Annotated in this window: 21 protein-coding genes and 2 pseudogenes; 10 read left to right on the top strand and 13 right to left on the bottom strand. The window is 71.8% G+C overall.

The annotated features are described in order from the left end of the window. Positions 1-113 precede the first annotated feature (113 nt). A complete protein-coding gene (dusB, locus tag ACFVYN_RS38295) occupies positions 114-1283 on the bottom strand; it encodes a tRNA dihydrouridine synthase DusB (protein ID WP_390006910.1) in 1170 nt (389 codons plus the stop codon). A 96-nt stretch (positions 1284-1379) separates the two neighbouring features. Between dusB and ACFVYN_RS38290 the strand changes: the two genes are divergently transcribed. Further along, positions 1380-2825 carry an MFS transporter gene (locus ACFVYN_RS38290; RefSeq protein WP_390006909.1) on the top strand — a complete coding sequence of 482 codons (1446 nt, stop codon included), beginning with the start codon at positions 1380-1382 and terminating at the stop codon, positions 2823-2825. A 90-nt stretch (positions 2826-2915) separates the two neighbouring features. On the opposite strand, the gene ACFVYN_RS38285 is transcribed toward ACFVYN_RS38290, so the two are convergent. The 5 genes and pseudogenes from ACFVYN_RS38285 to ACFVYN_RS38265 form a co-directional block, all read right to left on the bottom strand. Next, positions 2916-7202: an HAD-IC family P-type ATPase gene (locus tag ACFVYN_RS38285; protein ID WP_390006907.1), complete on the bottom strand. Its 4287-nt coding sequence runs from the start codon at positions 7200-7202 to the stop codon at positions 2916-2918. A gap of 10 nt (positions 7203-7212) precedes the next feature. Then, entirely contained in the window at positions 7213-7719 is a 507-nt protein-coding gene (locus tag ACFVYN_RS38280; RefSeq protein WP_390006905.1) for a hypothetical protein, read from the bottom strand. Between the two features lie 97 nt (positions 7720-7816). Further along, positions 7817-8680, bottom strand: coding sequence for a LysR family transcriptional regulator (locus tag ACFVYN_RS38275; RefSeq protein ID WP_390006904.1), 864 nt, complete (start codon positions 8678-8680; stop codon positions 7817-7819). Positions 8681-8693: 13 nt separating this feature from the next. Beyond that, entirely contained in the window at positions 8694-9908 is a 1215-nt protein-coding gene (locus ACFVYN_RS38270) for an MFS transporter (protein ID WP_390006903.1), read from the bottom strand. Positions 9909-10074: 166 nt separating this feature from the next. Then, positions 10075-10278, bottom strand: a pseudogene (locus ACFVYN_RS38265) (DNA-binding protein); the annotation flags it as partial. On the opposite strand from ACFVYN_RS38265, the gene ACFVYN_RS38260 reads away from it, so the two are divergent. Continuing rightward, positions 10264-10425, top strand: a complete 162-nt coding sequence (locus ACFVYN_RS38260) for a hypothetical protein (RefSeq protein ID WP_390006915.1) — start codon at positions 10264-10266, stop codon at positions 10423-10425. The pseudogene ACFVYN_RS38265 and the gene ACFVYN_RS38260 sit on opposite strands and share 15 nt — an antisense overlap. A 109-nt stretch (positions 10426-10534) precedes the next feature. Beyond that, positions 10535-10741 carry a hypothetical protein gene (locus tag ACFVYN_RS38255; protein WP_390006901.1) on the top strand — a complete coding sequence of 69 codons (207 nt, stop codon included), beginning with the start codon at positions 10535-10537 and terminating at the stop codon, positions 10739-10741. A 15-nt stretch (positions 10742-10756) separates the two neighbouring features. Here the strand turns inward: ACFVYN_RS38255 and ACFVYN_RS38250 are convergent, their stop codons facing one another. The 4 genes from ACFVYN_RS38250 to ACFVYN_RS38235 all read right to left on the bottom strand — a co-directional run bounded on the left by ACFVYN_RS38250 (position 10757) and on the right by ACFVYN_RS38235 (position 14572). Then, complete coding sequence (locus tag ACFVYN_RS38250) at positions 10757-11344, bottom strand: TetR family transcriptional regulator (protein WP_390006900.1); 588 nt, start codon at positions 11342-11344, stop codon at positions 10757-10759. Between the two features lie 74 nt (positions 11345-11418). Continuing rightward, a complete protein-coding gene (locus ACFVYN_RS38245; protein WP_390006898.1) occupies positions 11419-12429 on the bottom strand; it encodes an aldo/keto reductase in 1011 nt (336 codons plus the stop codon). Positions 12430-12485: 56 nt separating this feature from the next. Further along, entirely contained in the window at positions 12486-13106 is a 621-nt protein-coding gene (locus ACFVYN_RS38240) for a LysE family translocator (RefSeq protein WP_390006897.1), read from the bottom strand. Positions 13107-13189: 83 nt separating this feature from the next. Then, positions 13190-14572: a glycine--tRNA ligase gene (locus ACFVYN_RS38235; RefSeq protein ID WP_390006896.1), complete on the bottom strand. Its 1383-nt coding sequence runs from the start codon at positions 14570-14572 to the stop codon at positions 13190-13192. Between the two features lie 128 nt (positions 14573-14700). On the opposite strand from ACFVYN_RS38235, the gene ACFVYN_RS38230 reads away from it, so the two are divergent. The 5 genes from ACFVYN_RS38230 to ACFVYN_RS38210 all read left to right on the top strand — a co-directional run bounded on the left by ACFVYN_RS38230 (position 14701) and on the right by ACFVYN_RS38210 (position 20345). Next, on the top strand, positions 14701-15648 hold the full coding sequence (locus ACFVYN_RS38230) for a metal ABC transporter substrate-binding protein (RefSeq protein ID WP_390006894.1): 948 nt from the start codon (positions 14701-14703) through the stop codon (positions 15646-15648). Then, complete coding sequence (locus ACFVYN_RS38225; RefSeq protein ID WP_390006892.1) at positions 15645-16421, top strand: metal ABC transporter ATP-binding protein; 777 nt, start codon at positions 15645-15647, stop codon at positions 16419-16421. Before ACFVYN_RS38230 ends, ACFVYN_RS38225 begins: the two co-directional genes overlap by 4 nt. Next, the gene (locus ACFVYN_RS38220; RefSeq protein WP_390006891.1) at positions 16421-17323 is read left to right on the top strand and encodes a metal ABC transporter permease; all 903 of its coding nucleotides are present in this window, start codon (positions 16421-16423) and stop codon (positions 17321-17323) included. Before ACFVYN_RS38225 ends, ACFVYN_RS38220 begins: the two co-directional genes overlap by 1 nt. Positions 17324-17381: 58 nt before the next feature. Beyond that, a complete protein-coding gene (locus ACFVYN_RS38215) occupies positions 17382-17798 on the top strand; it encodes a Fur family transcriptional regulator (RefSeq protein ID WP_390006889.1) in 417 nt (138 codons plus the stop codon). Positions 17799-17990: 192 nt separating this feature from the next. Beyond that, positions 17991-20345, top strand: coding sequence for a M4 family metallopeptidase (locus ACFVYN_RS38210; protein WP_390006914.1), 2355 nt, complete (start codon positions 17991-17993; stop codon positions 20343-20345). 31 nt (positions 20346-20376) lie between these two features. On the opposite strand, the gene ACFVYN_RS38205 is transcribed toward ACFVYN_RS38210, so the two are convergent. Beyond that, entirely contained in the window at positions 20377-21225 is an 849-nt protein-coding gene (locus ACFVYN_RS38205; protein ID WP_390006888.1) for an isoprenyl transferase, read from the bottom strand. Between the two features lie 43 nt (positions 21226-21268). Further along, positions 21269-22018 (bottom strand): DNA repair protein RecO, encoded by a 750-nt coding sequence (gene recO / locus ACFVYN_RS38200; RefSeq protein WP_390006886.1) that lies wholly within the window; start codon positions 22016-22018, stop codon positions 21269-21271. 225 nt (positions 22019-22243) lie between these two features. Here recO and ACFVYN_RS38195 point away from each other — a divergent pair. Continuing rightward, positions 22244-23719 (top strand): annotated as a pseudogene (locus ACFVYN_RS38195) (alpha/beta hydrolase). Here the strand turns inward: ACFVYN_RS38195 and ACFVYN_RS38190 are convergent. Continuing rightward, positions 23707-24822: an abortive phage infection protein gene (locus ACFVYN_RS38190; protein ID WP_390006884.1), complete on the bottom strand. Its 1116-nt coding sequence runs from the start codon at positions 24820-24822 to the stop codon at positions 23707-23709. The pseudogene ACFVYN_RS38195 and the gene ACFVYN_RS38190 overlap by 13 nt on opposite strands. Before the next feature lie 87 nt (positions 24823-24909). Here ACFVYN_RS38190 and bla point away from each other — a divergent pair. Further along, on the top strand, positions 24910-25788 hold an 879-nt coding region (gene bla / locus ACFVYN_RS38185), incomplete at its 3' end, for a class A beta-lactamase (RefSeq protein ID WP_390006912.1).

Genomic DNA, 25788 nt, shown 5'->3' with positions numbered 1-25788 from the left:
AGCGCACGCGCTACACCCGCCCCCACCGGACCTCAACGGGCCGCCGCAGGCGTTCAGGGGCGCGGGGAACTGCGCAAAAACGCCCGCCCCCACCAAGCTGCAGACAAAGACGCTCAACCGCCGGAGGTATCCAGCTCCGCGTCCTCCCCGACCCCCGCCGCACAGTCGTACGGGTCCTTCAGCCAACCGTCCGGCAGCACCACCCGGTTGTTGCCGGACGTACGGCCGCGCGGGCCGTCCGCCCCGGCAGGCCACGGCTGGTCGAGGTCCAGCTCGTCCAGACCGGACCGCAGTTCCGACAGCGACGACGTGATCGCCAGCCGCTTGCGCATCTCGCTGCCGACCGCGAAACCCTTCAGGTACCAGGCCACGTGCTTGCGGAAGTCGATGACCCCGCGGGCCTCGTCCCCGATCCACTCCCCCAGCAGCGTCGCGTGCCGGACCATGACATCCGCCACCTCCCGCAACGAAGGCCGCGCGATGTCGTCCGTACGCCCCTCGAACGCCGCCACCAGGTCCGCGAACAGCCACGGCCGCCCCAGACACCCCCGCCCCACGACGACCCCGTCGCAGCCGGTGGACGCCACCATCCGCAGCGCGTCCGACGCCGACCAGATGTCCCCGTTGCCGAGCACGGGAATCTCCGGCACGTGGTCCTTCAGACGGGCGATCGCGTCCCAGTCCGCCGTGCCGCCGTAGTGCTGGGCGGCGGTACGGCCGTGCAGGGCGATCGCCGTCACGCCCTCCTCGACCGCGATCCGCCCCGCGTCCAGATACGTGAGGTGATCGTCGTCGATCCCCTTGCGCATCTTCATCGTGACCGGCAGATCCCCCGCCCCGCTCACGGCCTCCCGCAGGATCGCCCGGAGCAGCGGCCGCTTGAAGGGCAGCGCCGAGCCGCCGCCCTTGCGCGTCACCTTCGGCACCGGGCACCCGAAGTTCAGGTCGATGTGGTCGGCGAGACCCTCCTCCGCGATCATGCGGACGGCCTTGCCGACGGTCGCGGGGTCGACGCCGTACAGCTGGATCGAGCGAGGCTTCTCGCTCGCGTCGAAGTGGATCAGCTGCATGGTCTTCTCGTTGCGCTCGACCAGCGCCCGGGTCGTGATCATCTCGCTGACGAACAGCCCCTTGCCCCCGCTGAACTCCCGGCACAGGGTGCGGAAGGGAGCGTTCGTGATCCCGGCCATGGGGGCCAGAACCACAGGCGGCTGGGCGGTGTGCGGGCCGATCCGCAGGGGCGTCCGCAGGGGCGTCTTCTCGGTGAGCGCGGTCATGGACATTCCCCCATTGTCACGCACCGCGCGAACGCCCCGTACATCGACCATGTACCGACCATTAGTTAGACGCACTATTGATACCGGCGTACGATGAAACGCATGCCCGAGCTCAGCCACCGCCGCCGGATGCTGGTCCTCGCGATCTGCTGCATGAGCCTGCTGATCGTGAGCCTCGACACCACCGCCCTCAACGTCGCCCTGCCCGCCATGCAGCGCGGCCTGGACGCGAGCACGGCGGGCCTCCAGTGGACGATCGACGCGTACACCCTCGTCCTCGCCTCGCTGCTGATGCTGGCCGGCTCCACAGGTGACCGGATCGGCCGCAAGCGCGTCTTCATGGCGGGCCTGATCGTCTTCACGATCGGCTCCGCGCTGTGCTCGGCCGCGCCGAACCTTCAGGCGCTGATCGCCTTCCGTATGGTGCAGGCGGTCGGCGGTTCGATGCTCAACCCGGTCGCGATGTCGATCATCACCAACACCTTCACCGACCCGCGCGAGCGGGCGCGGGCGATCGGCGTGTGGGGCGCGGTCGTCGGCATCTCCATGGCCGCGGGCCCGCTGGTGGGCGGGGTGCTCGTGGACTCGGTCGGCTGGCGCTCGATCTTCTGGGTCAACCTGCCGGTGGGGCTCGCGGCGCTGCTGCTCACCCTGCGGTACGTCCCCGAGTCCCGGGCGCCCAGGGCCCGCCGCCCCGACCCGGTCGGACAGCTCCTGGTGATCGCGCTGTTCGGCTCGCTGACGTACGCGATCATCGAGGCGCCGTCCTCGGGGTTCTCGTACGTCCTGCCCTTCGCCGTCGTCGCCGTCCTCGCGCTGGCAGGGCTCCTCTGGTACGAGCCCCGGCGCGACGAGCCCCTCATCGACCTGCGGTTCTTCCGGTCCGCACCCTTCAGTGGGGCGACGGTGATCGCGATCAGCGCGTTCGCGGGTCTCGGCGGGTTCCTGTTCCTGTCGACGCTGTACCTGCAGAACGTACGGGGGCTGGACGCGCTGCACGCCGGTCTGTGGATGCTGCCGATGGCGGTGCCGATGTTCCTGTGCGCGCCGCTGGCCGGACGGCTCGTGGGGAGCCGGGGGCCACGGCTGCCGTTGGTGGTCGCGGGAATCGCCATGACGGTGAGCGGGGTGCTCTTCGCGGCCTTCGACGCGGAGACCTCCGACGTGACGCTGCTTCTCGGGTACCTGTTGTTCGGGATCGGGTTCGGGTTCGTCAACGCGCCGATCACGAACACGGCGGTGTCGGGGATGCCGCGGGCCCAGGCCGGGGTCGCCGCCGCGGTCGCGTCCACGAGCCGCCAGCTCGGGCAGACGCTGGGCGTCGCGGTGATCGGGGCGGTGCTGGCCTCGGGGGTGAGCTCGTCGTCGTACCGGGAGAAGTTCGTGTCTGCTGCCGTGCCGGGGTGGTGGATCCTGGCCGGGTGCGGGGTCGCGGTGCTGGTTCTGGGGGCGGTGACCACTGGGCCGTGGGCCCGGCGTTCTGCTGAGCGGACGGCTGAGCGGCTGGAGTCGGTTGAGGTTCGCGAGGCGGCGGGAGTCAGCGCGTAGGTCGGCGGCTGACGGCCGGTGGGGGCTTGTCGCACCCACGCGGCGGTAGCCGCACATCGATACAGCCCCGCGCCCCTGGGTCAGTCACCCTCAGCGCAACCGATCTCGTACCGTTCGCTCCACAGCAGGTACAAACCTCTGTCCCGCCAGCGCCAGCACGATCGCCGCCGCCACTCCCGCCCACGCCAACGGCCCCAGTGGTGTGCAGCCGAACAACTGGCTCACGCCTGGCGTCTCCACCAAGGCCACCAACACCGCCGCCGAGCCCAATGACGTCACGCGGACCAGAGGGCTCTCCCGGCGGTCCGCCCAGGTCTGGGCGAGCTGGGTGCCCACCACCGCGCACAGTGCCATGGTCGTCGAGCGGCGGGCCGTGCCCGGGGTGAAGCGGCCGATGAGCCAGGCCACGGTGGCGCCCAGGCAGGTGGTGATCGCGCGGTCGCGGATCTGCCGGGTCAGAGCGGCGCCCAGGATCGTGTCGACCGAGGGCTCGTCCTCCGTCGGTTTCTCCGTCGGCGTCACCGCCACGGCCATCGCCGGGAACAGGTCGGTGAAGAGGTTCACCAGGAGCATCTGGCGGGTGGACAGGGGCGCGGCGCCCGACAGGAGGGTGCCGAGGATGCCGAAGCCCACCTCGCCCGCGTTGCCGCCGATCAGGATGGCGATGGCGTCGGCGACGCTGTGCCACAGGGCGCGGCCCTCGCGGACGGCCTCGATCAGGACGGTGAGGTCGTCGCCGGTCAGGACGAGGTCGGCGGCGTTGCGGGCGGCGGCCGAGCCGCGGGCGCTGATGCCGACGCCGATGTCGGCGGCGCGGATGGCGGCGGCGTCGTTGGCGCCGTCGCCGACCATGCCGACGACCCGGCCAGCGTCCCTGAGGGCCTCGACGACCTGGAGTTTCTGCTCCGGCGCGACCCGGGCCACGACATCGGCGTCGCGCAGCATCCGGGAGCGGGCCGAGCGGTCGGCGGCGGCCAGTTCGTCGCCGGTGACGATCGTGGCGTCCTCCGGCCAGCCCAGGTCGGTGGCGATGGCGTGGGCGGTCTGCGGGTGGTCGCCGGTCAGCACGACGGGCCGTACGCCGGCCTCGCGCAGCCCGCGCACGAGGGCCGGGGAGGTCTCCCGGGCGACGTCGGCGAGGGCGAGGAGACCCACGAACTCCAGGTCCTGCAAGGGTTCTTCGAGTACGGCCTTCTCGTCACCGTCGCTGTCGCCGTTGCCTCCGAGCGGGCGCCGGGCCACCGCCAGGACGCGCAGGCCGTCGGCCGCCAGGGAGTGGGCCAGGTCCGAGGCGTCGGCGGGCAGGTCGGCGCAGGCGGGCAGGACGGTCTCCGGGGCGCCCTTGAGCACCAGGACCGGGGAGCCGTCTCCTGGGTGTCCGACGGCGGCGGCGTAACCGCGGCCGGCCTCGAAGGGCAGGCCCTCCAGCTGGGTCCATTCCTCGTCGGGGGCCGCCGCGTCCAGGACGGCCTCGTCGGTGGCGTGGGCCGGGCGCTTCTCGGAGTCGCCGTCGAGCTGGGGGCAGGCGCGGGCCGCGATCCGCAGCGGGCCGTCCGCGCCGGGCTGGTCGGCGGTGTGGACCGTGCCGTCCGCGTCGGCGACCCGGACCAGGCGCAGCCGGTTCTCGGTGAGGGTGCCGGTCTTGTCGAAGCAGATGGTGTCCATGCGGCCCAGCGCCTCCAGGGTGCGTGGGGCGCGGACCAGGACGCCGTGCGCGCTGAGCCGGCGGGCGGCCGCCAGCTGCGCGACCGTGGCCACCAGCGGCAGCCCTTCCGGTACGGCGGCCACCGCGACCGCGACCCCGCCGCTGACCGCCTGCCGCAGGGGCGTGCCGCGCACCAGGGCGAGCCCGGTGACCGCGGCACCGCCCGCCATCGTCAACGGCAGTGCCTTGCGGGTGAGTTCCTGGAGCCGGGCCTGGACCCCGGCCGCGGCCGGGGTACGGGCGGCGAGGGTGACGGCGCGGGCGGCCTCGGTGCGGTCGCCGGTGTCCACGACGACCGCGCGGGCGTTTCCGGCCACCACGGTCGTCCCCTCGAAGACCATGCAGTGCCGTTCGGCGACGGGGGCGCGCGGGCTCGGGTCGGTGCACTTGTCCACCGGGAGGGACTCGCCGGTCAGCGCGGATTCGTCGACCTCCAGGCCGTCCTCCCACAGCAGCCGGGCGTCGGCGGGCACGACGTCGTCCAGGGTGAGCTCGATGACGTCCCCCGGGCTCAGCTTGGCGGCGTCGACGACACGCGGTTCCGCGTCCTCCTCCGCGACCCGTGCCTTCTGCTTCTGCTGGGCGAGCAGCCCGGACAGGGCCCGCTCGGCGCGCAGCCGTTGCAGGCCGCCGACGAGCGCGTTCAGGTCGAGGGCGCCGACCACCAGCAGGGCGTCCATCGCGGACCCGAGGATCGCGGACGCGGCCGAGCCGACCGCCAGGACGGGGGTGAGCGGGTCGTCCAGCTCCCCGCGCACGGCCCGGGCGAGCTGCGCCGACCACCTGACCGGGGCCAGCACGGGCAGTCGTACGACGGTGTCGGCGGCGGTGCGGACCCGTGCGGTCGTCTGCTCGACGAGCGTCGGCTCCGGGGGTGCCTCCTGTTCGAGGCGGTCGCGTACGTCGTCCGGGTCCAGGGCGTGCCAGGCCACCCGGGGACGCGGGTGCGGCAGGCTCGCGGTCGCCACCCGGAGGGCGGCGCGGGTGCCGGTGAAGAGGGCGGCGGCCGCGGCGGCGTCGACGGGTGCGTGCCGGAGGCCGGGGAGTGGCGTACGGCGCCGGCCGCGGCCCGACTCGCCGACGGCGACGAGGAGTCCGGACAGGGCGGCGCCCGAGCGGGCCAGGGTCTGGGAGCGGCGGCCGACCGCGCGGGCCGCCGGTACGGCGGTCAACAGCCGCCAGACGTCGGGCAGTCCGTGCGGGGCGAGCACGTCGGCGCCCCAGGCGACCGCGCAGCCGCCGTCGGTGAGCGAGACGGCCACGTCACCGCGGAGGAGTCCGGCGACGACGTCGGCGTCCTGGGGGCGGGCGATGGTGAGAACTCCACCGCTTTCGTCACCACCGTCGCGTAGTTGGTCGACGACGTCCCTCAACGGCCGCCCGGCGTCCACGACTTGGTCGGCGAGGCCGGTGAAGTCGGACAGTGCGGGGTCGTCCACGACGACGACCCGGAGTCCGGCGCGCCGGGCCGCGTCAAGCACGGGCTCGGCCCAGGGGTCGGCGCCCGCGCCCGGGGTGCGCAGGGCGCTCGGGTGCAGCAGGACGGTCCCGACGGTCTCCAGCTGCCGCAGCCGGTCCGGGTCGCGCACCAGGACGCCGGAGCGGGACAGGGCCGTGCTCAGTACGGCGTGGAAGGCGGCGGGGCCGTAGCGGGCGGCCTTGGGGGAGCCCGCGAGGACGGCCTCCGCGGCCTCGGTCACGTCGTGCTTGACCAGGAGCGCGGCGACGGCGCCGGCGATGCTGCCGGCCGCGGCGTGGCCCGCGTACTCCTGGGCGGGTGAGGGGCGCGGGGGCGGACGCAGGGCCAGGTCGGCGGGCAGGCTGTCCCGGTCGGGGACGCACAGGTCGTCGTGGACGGCTTCGAAGGTGGCTGTCCGTGCGACCGCCTCCGTCAGCTGGCAGGTGCGCAGGGTTCCGTCGAGCAGCAGGGAGGTGGGGCTCTGGCCCGCGCCGTGCACGGCGGCGTTCACGACGGCCAGCGCCACGTCCGTGCGGGCGCTCCCGAGCCGCCCGCGCAGCCAGCCCCTGAAGCGGGGGTTCTCCCGCAGCAGGGTCGCGACCGCGGTCACCGGCCGCGGTGAGGCGGGCAGCCGCAGCGCGGATCCGGTGAACGCGGCGGCGACCCCGACGGCGTCGGCGGCGAGCGCCAGGGCGGCGGTGCGTACGGAGCCGGGGTCACCGGGGTGGGCGAGCTCCTCGACGTCCTGGCCGGCCGCGACCAGCCCGTACCGCTCGGCGAGCGCCGAGACCCGCTCCGTGACCCGCTCGGTGGCCACTCCCTCCACCGCGGTCACGACGAGCCGCCCGAGGCCCTGGTCCCAGTAGGCGAGAGCGACGTCGGGGTGCTCGGCGAGCGCGACGGCGAGGCGGCGGGCGCGGTGTTCGGTGGCTGGTTCGGTGGCGGCGCCCTGTTCTCCGCGCTCCGCGTCCGCCTCCGTGCGCAGCGGCACATGCACCCGTTGGCCCGCTCGCCAGTGCTGGGGCGCCCCGGGCAGCGCCGCTCGGGCGGCCCTCGTCGCGCGGGCCGCGAAGTCCGCGGTGCGTACGCCGGCCCGGGCCGTTCCGGCCACCGCGCCCGCGGCCACGCCGACCGCGGCGGGCGTACCCCTGGCGAGCAGGCGGGGGCCGGCCAGGACGAGGCCCGCGGCGGCCGTCGTGAGTCCTCGGTTCATCGACTCGTCCTCAGTCGCCGGAGCGGGTACGGGCTGCGGTGGAGCCTCCGGGGCCGCGTCGGCCTGGCGGCTCCGCCGCCGTCTCGTGCGGGGGGAGCCGGTCGGAGGGCGTGTCCGGGGAGGAGACCGGCTGCCTGCCCGGTGTGGTCGTTCGCGGTGTGCCGTGCGACGACGCCAGGACCCGGGGGGTGGGCGGGTCGGCGTCCTCCGGCTCCGTCCGCTCCCCCGGCTTCGGCTGGGTCAGCCACGCCACCGCCGCCCCGGTGACCGCGACGGGCCACTCGACGATGCCCGCGACACCGAGGACCCCGGCCCCGGCGTACACCGCGAGCCGTCGGCCGCGCGGCGACACCGCGCCGACCCGGTCCAGTGCTCCCTCCGCCACCCGGCCCACCGTCCCGGCCCCGGGCACCTTCCCCAGTACCGACACGGCCGCCCGCAGCGGCTGCGGAAGCCCCTGTGCCGGTGCCGGTGATCCTGACTCTGCTGTCTGCTGCGACGACTTCTGCTCGGCCATGACTCGCCTCGCCTGTGGGGGGTCTTTCCTTGCGACCGACCGGGTTCCCGCACTCCGGACACTCATCCCCACCGGCGACAACTCCGGCGACGACCGCTCAGGCGCTCTGGAGCACCGGCCGCTCGGCGTCCCGCAGCGCCTCGGCGAGGTTCTCCGCGTGGGGATGCGGGTTGGTGCGCGGAAAGACGTAGTGCAGGACCGCGGGCGGGGCCCCGGTGAGGGGGAGGTACAGGACGTCGGGGTCGGGATGCTGGGCGGCGACCGATGCCGGGAGGACGCCCACGCCCCGGCGGGCGGCGACGGCGTGCAGGTACTCGTCCAGGTTGGCGGCCTCGGCACCGATCTCGGGCCGGGCGTCGGCGGGCCAGTCGCCGGGCGCCAGCGTGCCGCTGACCGTGTTGAGGACGAGGCAGCGGCGGCCGAGGTCCCGCCAGCCGACCCGGGAACGAGTGGCGAGGGTCGAGCGGACCGACACCGCGGCGACCCGCTCCTCGCGGGCGATCTCCATGGTGTTCAGGCGGGGGTCCTCGACCGGGCCCCACAGCAGCGCGGCGTCCACCGCCCCGGTGTGGACACCGGCCAGCCGCTCGTCCCGGCGTACCGGCTGGACCAGGATGTGGTGCCGGCGTTCGACGAGGTCGATGGCGTCGCGACCGCGACGCCGGGGGAAGCCCCAGGTGTAGCCGAGGCTGAGGGGCTCCTCCTGCGGGACGGGACGCAGGGCCGCTTCGAGGCGGGGCAGCAGGACCTGGAGCTCGGCGCGGAGGCGCTCGCCGTCCGGGGTCAGCCGGGGGTGGCGGGTGGTCCGCTCGAGCAGTCGGCGGCCGACGTGGTCCTCCAGCCTGCGGATGGTGCGGCTGAGCGTGGGCTGGGGGATGCCGAGCCGTTCCGCGGCCCAGGTGAAGTGCTGTTCCTCCGCCAAAGTGAGGAAACAGCGCAGCTGTTGCAGTCCTACGTCCATTGTCACGACGGTACTACTCACCCGCGGTGACCGATTTCGGCGTCCGCGCGTTCCGGCCGGATTCCTGAGCCGCGTCGGCGGACCGGGGCATGCGGACCAGGGAGAGGTGCAGCACCAGCCCGACGGCCACGAGCGCGGCCGTCCAGTACGGCAGGTCCGCGGGGGCCACTCCGGCGGCGAGGGTGACCCCGCCCAGGGCGGAGCCGAGTGCGCTGCCGAGGTAGACGGCCGAGCTGTTGAGGGAGACGGCGACGGGCGCCTGGTCGGGGCGGGCGGCGATGAGCTGGTGCTGCTGGGGCACCTGGAGCGCCCACCCGGCGGCGCCCCATACGACCAGCGGCACGGCCAGTGCCCAGGTGGCCCGGGCCGTGACCGGCAGGAGCAGGTGGGAGAGGCACAGCAGGAGCAGGACGACGGTGACGACGGCGTAGGGCCGTCCCGTGCGGTCGACGATCCGCCCGATCAGCAGGCTTCCGGCCACGCCGCCCAGGCCCCACGCCCACATCGCGCCGAGCGTCGAGTCGATGCCGCCGGCGTCGGTGAGGAAGGGCGCGAGGTAGGTGTACAGGCCGAGGCTGGTGACCCCGGCGATGAGGGACACCCCGGCGATCGCGGCCACGGGGCGCCGGGCGAGGATGCGGGCCCGTTCACGCAGGGGCGGCGGTGGAGTGGCCTCCAGGCGGGGCAGGGCGAGAATGATCCCGGCGATGGCCACGGCGCCGAGGCCGGTGATCAGCCAGAGCGTGCCGCGCCAGCCGACGTGGTCGGCGAGCAGGACACCCACCGGTACGCCGATCACCGTGCCGATGCTCATCCCGCCCATGACCAGGGCGAGGGCCCGGCCGCGCCGTTCCTCACCGGCGAGGGAGGCCGCGGTGGCGGCGGCCATGGGTGAGTAGACGCCCGCGCCGACGCCCGCGAGGGCCCGGGCGACGAGCAGCACGGCCAGGCTGCCGGCGACGGCGGTCAGCGCGTTGGCGGCGGTGAACAGCAGCAGCGCCGCGCTCAGGACGGTCTTGGCGGGCCGTCCTGCCAGAGCCGTCGCGAACACGGGTGCGGCGAGGGCGTAGCAGAGGGTGAACAGGGTCACCATCTGCCCGGCCGCCGACTCACTGGTGTGCAGATCGGCGGCGACCCTGGGCAGCAGTCCGGCCATGACGTAGGCGTCGAGGCCCAGCGCGAAGGCGCCCAGGACGAGGATGTGGACTGGGCGGAACTTCCCGGGCACGTGCTGCCTCCCCATGGCCGGGCCGCGCCCGTCGCGCGGCCGTGATCAACGCAAGGCAGTACACCGAGCCGGTGCGCACCCCGGCCAATACGTCAGCCGCATCTTGCATGCACCCGTCGCATACGACGAGGTCGGCGTCGTAGGAGAGGGCGCGCTGAGATCTCGCTCACGCCGTGCGGGCGGGGGCCCTCTCCAAGGCGCTCGCGTGCAGTCTCTCCAGTCGCCGCCGGGACTCCTCGTCCGCCGGGGCGTAGGTCACCATGCGCGGGCCGGTGTCGGGGCCGAGCCAGAGGTCGGTGTGGTCGACGCTGACATGGCCGACGTAGCGGTTCATGAACTCCTTGCGGCGGCCGCGGTGTTCGATGACCTGGGCGTGGCCACGCTGGGCAGTCTCTTCCTGGCCCTGGTGCCGGGCATGGGGATGCGGGACGCCCTGGTGACGACGCTCCTCGTCCAGTTGGGGGGCGTGGCGCTGACCGGCGTACTGAGCCTGCGGCTGCCCCGGACGATCGCCTGACCGGCCTGCCGACGGCGCTCGGTCCTGGCGAACGCCCCGTGAAGATACTGCTGTTGACACTGCTGTTGATGTTGTTCTTGCTGCACACTCCTAGCCGGAGGCGAGGCACATGGTGCAGAACGGCACGAGCAAGGTCAGCCGCTGGGACCGGCACGGCCGCGAACACGTCGTCCAGGTGCAGCGCAAGGGCGCGCAACGCACGATCAGCTGTGACACCTGCGGTTGGCGCAAGGGGGCCCAGTTCCTGCCCTGGCTGAAGGCGGAGGAACATCTGGCGGAGGCCCACCAGGCGACGGTGGACCCGTCGAAGACGTGAAGAGGGCGGCGGCGGTCAGGCCTTGAGGCCCCGTACCAGCAGGTCCACCAGCGCCGTGAACTCCTCTTCGGCGCCCGGCTTCTCCCACTCATGGGCATAGCCGGGGTCGTGGAAGAGGGCCGTGCCCTGGAAGACGGCCCGGGCGGTGGTGGCCGCGGCGGTGACGGTGAAGGTGCCCGCGGCGATGCCGTCCTGGACGATTCGGGTCAGCTGGTCGGTGAGCTCGGTGAGGTGCTCGATCACCGCCTCGACGTTCTCGCCGGTCAGGACCGTGTACGTGGCGAACAGTTCCGGATCGTCGCCCGCCTTGCGGCGCTTGACCTCGAAGAGCGCGGCGAGCCAGTCCCGCAGCCGGGCCTCCGGGTCACGGTCCGCGTCGGTGATCGCGGCCAGGACGCCCGTCGCCCGGTCCAGCCACCGCTTCGTCACGGCCTCCCGCAGCGCCGCCTTCGTCCGGAAGTGCCGGTAGACGCTGCCATGGCTGACGCCGAGCGCGCGTGCCACGTCGACCACGGTGGCCTTGGCCGGGCCGTGGCGGCGCAGCACCTCCTCGGTGGCTTCGAGGATGCGCTCGGCGGTCAGGATCTCGGTGGTCGGGGGCATGGCTAGACGGTACCTGGCACGGTGTTCATCGTTCGCCGCTCATCGCTCGCCGCTCATCGCTCGCCGCTCGCCGCTCATCGCTCGCTGTCGAGCATGGCCATCTGGTGCGTCGGGTAGCGCTCGCCGGCCGCCGCGTCCGCCGGTACGGCGTCCTCGATGGCGGCGAGGTCGGCGGCGTCCAGGGTCACGTCCAGGGCGCCCAGCGCCTCGCCGAGCCGCTCGCGGGTCCGCGCGCCGACCAGCGGCACGATGTCGTCGCCCCGGGAGGCCACCCAGGCGATGGCGATCTGCGCGACCGTGACGCCCTTCTGCTCGGCGATCTTGCGCAGGGACTCGACCAGGGCGAGGTTGTGCTGGAGGTTCTCGCCCTGGAAGCGGGGCGAGTGGGCGCGGAAGTCGTCGGCGGCCAGTGACCGCCCTGCCGTGAGGTGGCCGGAGATCAGCCCGCGGGAGAGCACTCCGTACGCGGTGACCGAGATGCCCAGCTCGCGTAGGACCGGAAGGATCTCCCGCTCGGGACCCCGGGAGATGAGCGCGTACTCGATCTGGAGGTCGGCGATCGGGGCGGTGGCGGCGGCCCGGCGGATGGTCTCGGGGCCGACCTCGCTCAGTCCGATGTGGCGGACGTACCCCTTTTCGACGAGTTCCGCGATCGCGCCGACGGTCTCCTCGATCGGCACCTGCGGGTCGAGCCGGGCCGGGCGGTAGATGTCGATGTGGTCGACGCCGAGGCGCTGGAGGGAGTACGCGGCCCAGGTCTTCACGGCGGCCGGGCGGGCGTCGTAGCCGTGCCACGCGCCGTCCGGGTCGCGCTGGGCGCCGAACTTCACACTCACCAGCGCGTTCTCGCGCAGGGCGGCGGGAGCGGTGCGCAGTGCCTCGCTGATCAGCAGTTCGTTGTGGCCCATGCCGTAGAAGTCGCCGGTGTCCAGCAGGGTGACACCGGCCTCCAGGGCGGCGTGGATGGTGGCGATCGACTCGGCGCGGTCCGCCTCGCCGTACATGCCGGACATGCCCATGCAGCCGAGGCCGAGGGCGGAGACCTGGGGGCCGGTGGTGCCGAGGGTTCGGGTTCGCATCGTCATGCCGTCCACCCTGCCATGACAGCTGACAGATTTCAATATCTGTCAGCTGTCATTCGTCATGCGTGTTCACCGTCAGTCGTGGCCAGCTTGGCTCCGAGCAGCACGAAGGACCCCGCGAAACTCCGCCGCAGCCAGGCCATCACCCGGGGCCGCGAGACCACATGACTGCGGACCGAGGCGGCGAGCACCCCGTACCCGGCGAAGACCACGAAGGTCGCCAGCATGAAGATCCCGCTCAGCGCCAGCATGCGCGGCACGGCATGCGGCTGGGCCGGGCTCACGAACTGGGGCAGGAACGCGAAGAAGAAGATCGTCAGCTTCGGGTTGAGGAGGTTGATCAGCACCCCTTTGACGATCACGCGGCCCGCGGACCGGGGCGCGCCGTCCTGGTCGACGTCGATCACCTCCTTGTCCCGCACGGTCGCCCAGGCCATGTACAGGAGGTAGGCGACCCCGGCGTACTTGACCGCGTGGAACGCCACGGCACTGGCGTTCAGCAGCGCGGCGAGCCCGGTGACCGTGGCCAGGACGTGCGGCACGATCCCGAGGGTGCAGGCGAACGCGGCGACGACACTCGCGCGCCGGCCGCGAGCGAGCCCGGCGGCGAGGGTGTAGACGACCCCGGTCCCGGGAGTGGCGACGACAACAAGGATGGTGAGGAGAAAGGCGAGGCTCATGGGCCCAGCCTGGACAGGGAACAGCCCCCGATACAGGGCCAGAGCGGGGCCTGTATCGGGGGCCAAAGAACAGCCGGGTGGACCTAGCAGCCGATCAGCCGGCTCGCCAGGTAGCCCTCGATCTGGTCGAGGGAGACGCGCTCCTGCTTCATGGAGTCCCGCTCGCGGACCGTCACCGCGTTGTCCTCGAGGGTGTCGAAGTCGACCGTCACGCAGTACGGCGTACCGATCTCGTCCTGGCGCCGGTAGCGGCGGCCGATCGCGCCGGCGTCGTCGAACTCGATGTTCCAGTTCTGCCGCAGCGTCTGGGCGAGGCCCTTGGCCTTCGGGGACAGCTCGGGGTTGCGGGACAGCGGGAGCACCGCGACCTTCACCGGGGCCAGGCGGTGGTCGAGGCGCAGCACCGTGCGCTTCTCCAGCTTGCCCTTGGCGTTGGGCGCCTCGTCCTCGACGTAGGCGTCGAGCAGGAACGCCAGCATCGCGCGGCCGACACCGGCAGCGGGCTCGATGACGTACGGCGTCCAGCGCTCGCCGGCCTCCTGGTCGTAGTAGAAGAGGTCCTGGCCGGAGGCCTTGGAGTGGGCGGTGAGGTCGTAGTCGGTGCGGTTGGCCACACCCTCCAGCTCACCCCACTCGTTGCCGCCGAACTGGAAGCGGTACTCGATGTCGGCGGTGCGCTTGGAGTAGTGGGAGAGCTTCTCCGCCGGGTGGTCGTACCAGCGCATGTTCTCCTCGCGGAGACCGAGGCCGGTGTACCAGTTCCAGCGCTGCTCCATCCAGTACTCCTGCCACTTCTCGTCCTCGCCCGGCTTGACGAAGAACTCCATCTCCATCTGCTCGAACTCGCGGGTGCGGAAGATGAAGTTGCCGGGCGTGATCTCGTTGCGGAAGGACTTGCCCATCTGCGCGATGCCGAACGGCGGCTTCTTGCGCGAAGCGACCTGCACCTGGGCGAAGTTGGTGAAGATTCCCTGCGCGGTCTCGGGACGCAGGTAGGCCACGGAGCCGGTGTCCTGGGTCGGGCCGAGGTGGGTGGAGAGCAGCCCCGAGAACTGCTTGGGCTCGGTGAACTGGCCCTTGTTGCCGCAGTTGGGGCAGTTCACGTCGGCGAGGCCGTTCTCCGGGGCGTGCCCCTTCTTGGCCTCGTAGGCCTCCTCCAGGTGGTCCGCGCGGAACCGCTTGTGGCAGGAGGTGCACTCGGTCAACGGGTCCGAGAAAGTGGCCACGTGACCGGACGCGACCCAGACCTCGGGGGCCAGGATCACGGACGAGTCGAGACCGACCACGTCCTCGCGCGACGTCACCATGTAGCGCCACCACTGACGCTTCAGGTTCTCCTTGAGCTCGACACCCAGCGGTCCGTAGTCCCAGGCGGCCTTCTGACCGCCGTAGATCTCACTGCAGGGGAATACGAAGCCACGGCGCTTGCTCAGGCTGACGATGGTGTCGATCTTGTCGGCGGCCACGGTGCTCTCTTCATTACGGGACGGCAGCGAATGCCTCAGGTTACCGGCGCGGCCACCCCTCGTATCAAATCGGTTCGCGGCCCGGACTTTGTTGACAACGGTTTCCATATTTGATGAAAATGACTGTCATGAACGTACGACGTCGCCTCATACCCGTGGTCGCTGCCGCCGGTGCCCTCGCCGCCCTCTCCGCGTGCTCCACCGACAGCGCCGCCGTCGGCGACACCGGCAGGTTCGACGTCGTCGCGTCCTTCTATCCGATGGCCTTCCTCGCCGAGCAGATCGGCGGGGACCATGTGAGCGTCACCAGTCTGACCGAGCCCGGCCAGGAGCCGCACGACCTGGAGATCAGCGCCCAGCAGACCGCGCGGCTCCAGGAGTCCGACGCGGTGCTCTACCTCAAGAACCTCCAGCCCTCCGTCGACGACGCGGTCGCCCAGTCCGAGGTCAGGACCAAGATCGACGCCTCCTCCCTCACCTCGCTGGAGAAGCACGGCAACGAGGTCGGCGGCCACGCGGCCGAGCACGACGACCACGCCGACGACGAACTGAACGGCCTCGACCCCCACATCTGGCTCGACCCGGTGCGCTACGCCCAGGTCGCCGAGGGCGTCGGCAAGGCCTTCGAGAAGGCCGACCCGGACCACGCGGCCGACTACAAGGCCAACACCGCGGCGCTCGTGAAGAAGCTCGGCGCCCTGAACACGCAGTTCGAGACCGGGCTCGAGAACACCGGCACCAAGGTCTTCATCACCACCCACGCCGCCTTCGGCTACCTCGCCGAGCGCTACGGCCTCACCGAGGAGGCCATCAACGGCCTCGACCCGGAGTCGGAGCCCAGCGCCGACCGCGTCAAGGACCTTGAGAAGATGGCGAAGGCCGACGGCGTCACGACCGTGTTCTACGAGACGCTCGTCAGCGACAAGACCGCGAAGACCATCGCCTCCGACGCCGGGCTGAAGACGGACGTCCTCGACCCGATCGAGGGCATCACCAAGAAGTCCCGCGGCAAGGACTACTTCGCGGTACAGGAAGCCAACCTCAAGGCGCTGCAGAGCGCCCTGGGAGCGAAATGACACCGGAGGACGGCATGAGCGAGCCCGTCATCGCGCTGCGCGGAGTCCGCGCCGACCTGGGCTCGCGGCCCGTCCTGCGCGGCATCGACCTCACCGTGCACCGCGGTGAGGTCGTCGCGCTGCTCGGCGCCAACGGCTCGGGCAAGTCCACCGCGATCCGCACCATCATCGGCCAAGTGCCTTCGTCCGCAGGGGAGATCGAGCTCTTCGGCACCCCGCGCGGGCGCTTCAGGGACTGGGCGCGCATCGGGTACGTCCCGCAGCGCACCACCGCCGCGGGCGGCGTCCCCGCGACCGTCACCGAGATCGTCTCCTCCGGGCGCCTGTCCCGCGCCCGCTTCGGCGTGCTCCGCAAGGCCGACAAGGAGGCCGTACGCCGGGCGCTGGAGCTGGTCGGCATGGCGGACCGGGCGAAGGACTCCGTGAACGCCCTCTCCGGCGGCCAGCACCAGCGCGTCCTGATCGCCCGCGCGCTCGCCGCCGAACCCGAACTGCTGATCATGGACGAGCCGATGGCGGGCGTGGACCTGGCCAGCCAGGAGGTGCTGGCGCACACGCTCGGGGAGCAGGTCGCCCAGGGCACCACGGTCCTGCTCGTGCTGCACGAACTGGGCCCGCTGGAGCCCCTGATCGACCGGGCGGTCGTCCTGCGCGACGGCTGTGTCCAGCACGACGGCCCGCCTCCGCGCGCGGTCGGCCAGCACGCCCTGCCCGGCCACGACCACGTCCACCCCCACGACCACGAGCCGATCCGTACGGGACTGCTGAGCTGATGGACTTCCTCGACTACGCCTTCATGCAGCGGGCCCTGCTCGCCGCCGTCCTGGTCGGCATCACCGCCCCCGCCGTCGGCATCTACCTCGTCCAGCGCCGCCAGGCCCTCATGGGCGACGGCATCGGCCATGTCGCGATGACCGGCGTCGGTCTCGGCTTCCTGCTCTCCTGGTCGCCGGTGTGGATGGCGACCCTGGTCTCGGTCCTCGGCGCGATCCTCATGGAGCTGATCCGCTGGTACGGCAGGACCCGGGGCGACATCGCCCTCGCGATGCTCTTCTACGGCGGTATGGCCGGCGGCGTGATGTTCATCAACCTCGCGCCCGGCGGCTCCAACGCCAACCTCACGTCGTACCTGTTCGGTTCGCTGTCCACGGTCTCCGAGTCGGACGTGACGGCGATCTGTGTGCTGGCCGCGTTCGTGGTGCTCGTCACCCTGGGACTGCGCCGGCAGCTCTTCGCGGTCAGCCAGGACGAGGAGTTCGCGCGGGTCACCGGTCTGCCCGTGCGGGCCCTCAACCTGCTGACGGCGGTCACGGCCGCGGTGACGGTGACCGTCGCGATGCGGGTCGTCGGACTGCTGCTGGTCAGCGCGCTGATGGTGGTGCCGGTGGCGGCGGCGCAGCAGCTCACCCGCAGCTTCGCGGCCACCTTCGCGATCGCGGTGGCGATCGGCGTGACGGTGACGATCGGCGGCACCGTGACCTCGTACTACCAGGACGTGCCGCCGGGTGCGACGATCGTGCTGCTGACCATCGGGGCCTTCATCGTGCTGACGGCCCTCGCGACCCCGCTGGCCAGGCGACGGGCCCGGGCGGCCGCCGCCGCGCAGCCCGCCCCGGACCCCGCCGAGTGCGCGATTCCGGCCAGTCGCCAGGCGGACGGCACGGTCGGCGTCTGACCGGGCACAGGCCGGACTGGCACAATGGCCCGGCAGGTGCCGAACGAAGGAGGAACCCGTGACGACCGCAGGACCGCCCGTGAAGGGCCGCGCCACCCGGCAGCGGGCCGCCGTGGCGGCGGCCCTCGACGAGGTCGACGAGTTCCGCAGCGCGCAGGAACTGCACGACATGCTCAAGCACAAGGGTGACGCCGTCGGTCTGACCACGGTCTACCGCACCCTCCAGAACCTCGCCGACGCGGGCGAGGTCGACGTCCTGCGCACCTCCGACGGCGAGTCCGTCTACCGCCGCTGCTCCAGCGGCGACCACCATCACCACCTGGTCTGCCGGCTCTGCGGCAAGGCCGTGGAGGTCGAGGGCCCGGCCGTCGAGAAGTGGGCCGACGCCATCGCCGCCGAGCACGGATACGTCAATGTGGCGCACACCGTGGAGATCTTCGGCACCTGCGCGGACTGCGCGGCCGCCCAGGCCTGACCCCACAGGGTTCTCACAGCCGAGTCGAGGGTTAACCCTTGACTCGGCCTTCTTTGCATGACATGGACGGGTCAACAGTGCCACGCTCCCCCCAGCTCTCACGCAGTTCCCGCACGGCACCTCCACCCCGTCGTAGCAGTAGGAGTACGAGTGAGACCCTCCCCACGAAGATCAGCCGTCGCCGCGTCCCTGGTGGCCGCCGCGTCCCTCCTCGCCGTAGGCGTCCAGACGGTCCCGGCCGCCGCCGGGCCCGCCTCCCCCCACCCCGGCTCCCTGCGCACCGGAGGCCAGGAAGCCAAACTCTCCCCGGCCCAGCGCACCGCGCTGATCAAGAGCGCGTCCGGCAGGGCCGCGGCGACCGCCGACTCCCTCGGCCTCGGCGCCAAGGAGAAACTGGTCGTCAAGGACGTCGTCAAGGACAACGACGGCACCCTGCACACCCGCTACGAGCGCACCTACGACGGTCTGCCCGTCCTCGGCGGCGACCTGGTCGTGCACACGCCCCCGGCCGCACAGGCGACGGGCACGCTCAGCACGACCTTCAACAACAACCGCCGTACCGTCTCGGTCAGGTCCACGACCGCCACCTTCGGCAAGGCGGCCGCCGAGACCAAGGCCCTCAGGACGGCCAAGGCGCTCGACGCCGACAAGCCCGCCGCGCAGGGCGCCCGCAAGGTGATCTGGGCGGGCTCGGGCACCCCGAAGCTCGCCTGGGAGACGGTGGTCTCCGGCTTCCAGGACGACGGCACGCCCAGCAAGCTGCACGTCATCACCGACGCCACCACCGGCGCCGAACTCACCCGCTTCGAGGGCATCGAGACCGGCACCGGCAACAGCCAGTACAGCGGCACGGTCACCCTGGGCACCACGCTCTCCGGTTCGACGTACCAGCTGTACGACACCGCGCGCGGCGGCCACAAGACGTACAGCCTCAACAACGGCACGTCGGGCACCGGCACCCTGATGACCGACACGGACGACGTCTGGGGCACCGGCTCCGGCTCCAACACCCAGACCGCCGGGGTCGACGCCCACTACGGGGCCCAGACCACCTGGGACTTCTACAAGAACACCTTCGGCCGCAGCGGCATCAAGAACGACGGGGTCGCCGCCTACAGCCGCGTCCACTACAGCTCGGCGTACGTCAACGCCTTCTGGGACGACTCCTGCTTCTGCATGACGTACGGCGACGGCACCAGCAACACCCACGCGCTGACCTCGCTGGACGTGGCCGGTCACGAGATGAGCCACGGGGTCACCTCCAACACGGCGGGGCTCAACTACACCGGTGAGTCGGGGGGCCTCAACGAAGCCACCTCCGACATCTTCGGCACCGGCGTGGAGTTCTACGCCAACAACTCCACCGACGTCGGCGACTACCTCATCGGCGAGAAGATCGACATCAACGGCGACGGCACGCCGCTGCGGTACATGGACAAGCCGAGCAAGGACGGCGGCTCGGCGGACAGCTGGTACTCGGGGGTCGGCAACCTCGACGTGCACTACTCGTCCGGACCCGCGAACCACATGTTCTACCTGCTCTCCGAGGGCAGCGGCACCAAGACCATCAACGGCGTGACCTACAACAGCCCCACCTCGGACGGTGTCGCCGTCGCCGGGATCGGCCGGGCCGCCGCCCTGCAGATCTGGTACAAGGCGCTGACGACGTACATGACGTCCAGCACCAACTACGCCGGAGCCCGCACCGCCGCCCTGAACGCGGCCGCCGCCCTCTACGGCACCAGCTCCGCGCAGTACGCCGGGGTCGGCAACGCCTTCGCGGGCATCAACGTCGGCAGCCACATCACCGTGCCGTCGACCGGCGTGACGGTGACCAACCCGGGCAGCCAGTCCACCACGGTCGGGACGGCCGTAAGCCTTCAGATCTCGGCCAGTTCCACCAACAGCGGCTCACTGACCTACGCCGCGACCGGACTGCCGACCGGTCTGTCGATCAGCTCCACGGGGCTGATCTCCGGGACCCCGACCACGGCCGGGAGCTACAGCACCACGGTCACGGTGACCGACAGCACCGGAGCCACCGGTACCGCGGCCTTCACCTGGACCGTGAGCGCGTCGGGCGGCGGCAGCTGCACCTCCGCCCAGCTGCTCGGCAACCAGGGCTTCGAGTCGGGCAGCACGACCTGGACCACGAGCAGCGGAGTGATCACCAACTCCAGCAGCCAGGCCGCCCGCACCGGCTCGTACAAGGCGTGGCTGGACGGCTACGGCTCCACCCACACCGACACGCTCTCCCAGTCGGTGACGATCCCGAGCGGCTGCACGGGGACGACGTTCACCTTCTACCTGCACGTCGACACCGCGGAAACCAGCACCAGCACGCAGTACGACAAGCTGACGGTGACCGCCGGGTCGACGACCCTGGCCACGTACTCCAACCTGAACGCGGCTACCGGGTACGTCCAGAAGTCCTTCAGCCTGTCGGCCTTCGGGGGGCAGACGGTCACCCTGAAGTTCACGGGCGTCGAGGACACCTCGCTCCAGACCAGCTTCGTGATCGACGACACGGCGGTGACGACGAGCTGATGCCGTGAGCGACGAGGGGCGGTTCGCAGGCTCAGGCCTCCGGGTCGCCCTTCATCGCTTCCTCCATCTTGAGGAGCTCCTCGTTCGGGACGGCTCCGCCGAAGCGGCGGTCCCGGGAGGCGAACTCGACGCACGCCCGCCACAGGTCGCGGCGGTCGAAGTCGGGCCACAGGACGTCCTGGAAGACCATCTCGGCGTACGCGCTCTGCCAGAGCAGGTAGTTGGAGGTGCGCTGTTCGCCGCTGGGGCGCAGGAACAGGTCCACGTCGGGCATGTCCGGGTAGTACAGGTACTTCGCGAGGGTCTTCTCATTGACCTTGGAGGGGTCGAGGCGGCCCGCCTTCACGTCCTCGGCGAGGGCCTGCGCGGCGTCAGCGATCTCGGCCCGGCCGCCGTAGTTCATGCAGAAGTACAGGGTGAGCTTGTCGTTCCCCTTGGTCTGCTCCTGGGCGACCTGGAGCTCCTTGGCGACGGACTTCCACAGCTTGGGCATCCGGCCCACCCAGCGGACGCGAATGCCCAGCTCGTCGAGCTGGTCACGGGTCTTGCGGATGAAGTCGCGGTTGAAGTTCATGAGGAAGCGGACCTCGTCGGGCGAGCGCTTCCAGTTCTCGGTGGAGAAGGCGTACAGCGAGATGTTCTTCACGCCGGCCTCGATCGCGCCCTGGAGGACGTCGAGGACCCGCTCGGCGCCGACCTTGTGCCCTTCCGTCCTGGGCAGCCCGCGCTCCTTGGCCCACCGCCCGTTCCCGTCCATGACGATCGCCACATGCTCGGGGATCAGCTCACCGGGAAGCTTCGGCGCGCGGGCACCGGAGGGGTGCGGCTCCGGCGCCCGGTACTCGCGCCGTCGGCGCCCCAGGATCCCGTTTACGGCCATGGTGCTTCTCGTCTCCTCAGTGGTGCTCTACGACTGTGGGGTGCTACGTCTTTTCCACGTACCGAAGGGAGCGCAGCCCGCGCTCCATGTGCCAGTGCAGGTAGGCCGACACCAGCCCGCTGCCCTCCCGGACGTGCCGCGGCTCACTCGCGTCCGCGGTCTCCCAGTCTCCCGTAAGCAGCGCGGCGAGCAGTTCCAGGGTCTGCGGCGACGGTACGACGCTGCCGGGCACCCGGCAGTCCACGCAGACCGAGCCGCCGGCGGCCACGGAGAAGAAGCGGTTCGGACCGGCCATCCCGCATCGCGCGCAGTCGCTGAAGCTTGGGGCGTAGCCGTTGACGGCGAGGGAGCGCAGCAGGAAGGCGTCGAGGACGAGGTGGGGCGCGTGCTCGCCCCGGGCGAGGGTGCGCAGGGCGCCGACGAGCAGCAGGTACTGCTGTACGGCCGGCTCGCCCTCGTGGTCGGTGAACCGCTCGGCGGTCTCCAGCATGGCCGTCCCGGCGGTGTACCGGGGGTAGTCGGAGACGATCCCGCCACCGTACGGCGCGATGGTCTCGCTCTGTGTGCACAGCGGCAGGCCGCGCCCGATCAGCTCGCTGCCCCGCGCGAAGAACTGCACGTCCACGTGGGAGAAGGGCTCGAGGCGCGCCCCGAACTTCGACTTGGTCCGCCGCACCCCCCTGGCCACGGCCCGCACCCGCCCGTGCCCGCGCGTGAGCAGCGTGATGATCCGGTCCGCCTCCCCGAGCTTCTGCGTCCGCAGCACGACCCCGTCGTCCCGGAAGAGACTCATCGCACGCCTCCGCACCGGGTGTGCGGCGCGATGCCGTCGTAGCGGAACAGACTCATGAGCCCATTCTCGCCTACGCGGGAACCGTGGTCGTCGGTGTCCGCGAGGACGGTCGGCATCCGGGGGGCCGAGCCGGCGCCGCCGAGCGGCCGCCCTGGGGTAAACCCCCCTGGGAATGCGGCAGTTGGCCGGATGGGATGGCGGCCGATGATCCGCGAGGCTCCTGGCATGAAGCAGATGACGAAGAGCCTCGCCCTGATCGCCGCCGCCTCCGGTGTCGTCCTCGGCACCCTGACACCGCTCAGCGCGTCCGCCGCCGTCGGCGGTCCCCAGTGGACCGGGTGCGAGGGTGGCGGCCTCGATCCGCGCCAGCGGTGCGCGACCGTTTCCGTGCCCATGGACTACGCCGACCCGGACGGCCCGAAGATCGAGATCGCCGTCTCCCGTATCCCCGCCGAGAACCCGGACGCCCGGCGCGGGGCCCTGCTGCTCGTCCCCGGCGGGCCCGGCGGCGACAGCATGAACGACCCCTCGGGCAAGGGGCAGAAGCTGCCGAAGAAGGTGCGCGAGGCCTACGACCTGATCGGGTTCGCGCCGCGCGGGATGGCGCCCTCGACGACCGTCGACTGCGGTCTCGAACACCGGGACCTGGCCCGCACGACCCTGCTGCCCTGGCCCGCCCCGGACGGCTCGGTCGACGCGAACATGGCCGCGGGCAAGCGCGTCGCCGAGGCCTGCGCCCGCAACGGCGGCGAGCTCGTCAAGCACATCAGCACCCTCAACGAGGCCCGCGACCTGGACCGCGTCCGCGCCGCGCTCGGCGAGCGCAAGGTGTCCGTGTGGGGCGTGTCGTAGGGCACCTATGTCACCGACGCCTATCTCCAGCTGTTCCCGCGGCGCACCGACCGGGTCGTCCTGGACAGCAACGACAACCCGGACCCGGTGCTGGGGGAGCGCGCCTGGCTCGCCGCGTTCGAGCGGGGCGCCGAGGACAACTTCCCCAAGTTCGCCGAATGGGCCTCCGCGCCCGGCAACCCGGACCGCCTCGCCGACACGGCCGCCGAGGTCCGCCCCCTGTTCCTGAATCTCGCCGCCCGCCTGGACCGCGAGCCGATCCCCTGGCCGGGCGCCAACCCCGAGGAGCTGAACGGCAACGTCCTGCGCCAGTCGATGCTCGACTCCTTCTACGACCCCGACGACTACCCGGCGCTGGCCCGGCTGATCCTGGCCGCCCGCAAGGGCGCGGTGCCGCCCGCGCCGGCGGGTCCGCCCGAGGCCGTCCTCCAGAACGTCGCCGCGGTCGGCGCCGCCACCATCTGCAACGACGTCGACTGGCCGAGCGACCCGGCGCTCTACCGCGAGGGCGTGGCCAGGAGCCGCGCCGAGTTCCCGCTGACCGGGGGCATGCCGAGGAACGCCATGTCGTGCACCGCCTGGCCGTGGGAGCCGAGGGAGGCGCCGGTGCACGTCGGCGACCGCGGCCCGTCCAACATCCTGATGGTGCAGAACGAACGGGACCTGGCGACCCCGCTCAGCGGTGCTCTCAAGCTCCGCGAGGCGCTCGGCCGGCGTGCCGTCATGGTCACCAACGACTCCACCGGCCATGACGCCTACCTGGACAACGGCACGGCGTGCGGCGACGCCACGGTCTCCCGCTTCCTGGCCACCGGCAAGCGGCCCGCGAAGGACCTCTACTGCCGCTGACCGCACCGTCCGTACCGGCGGGCCAGCGCGTGGAACGCCTCCTTCGGTTCCCAGTGCCAGTCCGAACGCGGGTCGTCGGGGCGGTCCTTGATCGCCTTGGCGATGCCGTAGCTCGCCATGTCGAGGTCGTGGAGCGGGTCGTCGGGGCGGTGGGGGGCGTCGGCCGTGAGGAACTCGAAGGCCATCGCGGCGTAGAGGCCCATCGACTCGAAGACATCGAGGAGTCGGGTGAGGTAGACGGCCTGGGTGTGCTCGCTGCGGACGACGTTCCCCTTGATCTCCGGCGGGTCCTTGTCGTAGTCGACGATGTCCCAGCCCATGCCGCCGGCCTCGGGAGCGCCGACGAAGGTGCAGGTGCCGAACTCGGTGATGGCGACGGGCTTGCCCCAGCGCAGGTACTGCCTCAACTCTCGTACGTATTCCCGTGGTTGACCGAAGTAGGAGTAGTAGTCGATGCCGACCACGTCGAACAGGTTCCAGTCGACCTCGTCGTCCTGAGCGGCGGCGTAGCTCAGGCGGCCGTGGAAGACCGAGCGGCCCACCTTGGCCGCCCTCGCGGTGAAGCGGGCCAGTTCGCGCCGCATCCTCACCGGGTCGTAGGTGCCGTTCCTCAGGTTCTCGATCCGCTCCAGGGCCGTGTCGCCCGGCAGGATCCCCGGCACGAACAGCCAGAACTCGCAGCCCACGCTGAGCTCGACGCTCGCGCCGTGCCGGCGCAACCGCTCCGCGAACCGGCCGCACTCCGCCAGGTGGTCGAGGATGTCCCGCTGCGGGAGGTCCCCGAGGGTCGGCTGGAGCCAGACGTGCAGCCCGCGTTCGGCCGCCTCGGCGGCGGTGGAGGTGAGGCGTTCGACGCCGTCGCCGGTGACGTCGACGGTGTCGGCGTGCAGGTCGTCGCGGATGGCCCGGATGTCCCCGCGCATCCGGGCGGCGCTCCAGGCGGTGCCGGGCGTCTCGCCCGCGCCGACCGTGTAGACGACGCCGTGGCGTTCCAGTCCGCGCCCGGTCGCCTCCGCGCGGCCGGCCGGCAGCACCGCCGCCGCCCCCAGCGCCGCCGCTCCCGTCAGGAACTGTGCCCGGTTGATCCCCGTTGTCTTCTCCATGCCGCCACTGTGTCGGCCGCGGACGGACCTGTCCGTCGGCCGATGGTCTACGGCGGTGCAACCAAGGGATGACCGAGGGCGTCGATCATCGAAGAGATCGGCTTCTGTCCCCGAGCGAAGGAGAGAAAGATCTTAGGCTCCGGAAAGCTGTCCCGACGCGCCCTTCTGGCCGGTACGGCCGGTGCGGCCACGCTCCTGACCGGCACGAGCGCGTACGCCGCCGGGGACGACGTCGCCACCCGGCTGCGCGCCCTGGAGGAGCGCTACGACGCCCGGATCGGCGTCTTCGCGCACCGCCTCACGACCAGGCGGTCCGTCCGGTACCGCGCCGACGAGCGCTTCCCGATGTGCTCCGTGTTCAAGGCCCTCGCGGCCGCCGCCGTCCTGCGCGACCTGGACCGCGACGGCGAGGTGCTCGCCCGTCGCGTCCACTACACCGCGGACGACCTGGTGATCCCGGGCTCGGACCAGACCCGGGAACACCTCGCCGAGGGCATGACGATCGCCGAGCTCGCCGAGGCGGCCATCACCTACAGCGACAACACCGCCGGCAACCTCCTCCTGCGCGAACTCGGCGGCCCCACCGCGATCACCCGGTTCGCCCGCTCCCTCGGCGACCGGATCACCCGCCTCGACCGCTGGGAGCCCGAGCTCAACACCGCCGAGCCGTGGCGGCGCACGGACACGACGAGCCCGTACGCCATCGGCCGCACCTACGGCAGGCTGCTCCTCGGCGACGCGCTGAACCGGCGGGACCGGGAGCTGCTCACACACTGGCTGCTCAACAACACGACCAGCGTCGACCGCTTCCACGCCGGTCTGCCGAAGACGTGGACCATCGCCGACAAGACGGGCGGCGGCTCCTACGGCACCAACAACGACGTCGGGGTCGTCTGGACCGGGGCCGGTGACCCGATCGTCCTGTCCGTGCTGTCGACGATGCCCGCGCAGGACGCCGTACGGGTC

This window comes from Streptomyces sp. NPDC058307 (genome assembly GCF_042880295.1).
Taxonomy (GTDB): Bacteria; Actinomycetota; Actinomycetes; order Streptomycetales; family Streptomycetaceae; genus Streptomyces.
The sequence above is the reverse complement of the archived record's forward strand: the minus strand, read 5'-3'. Positions and strand labels throughout refer to the sequence as shown.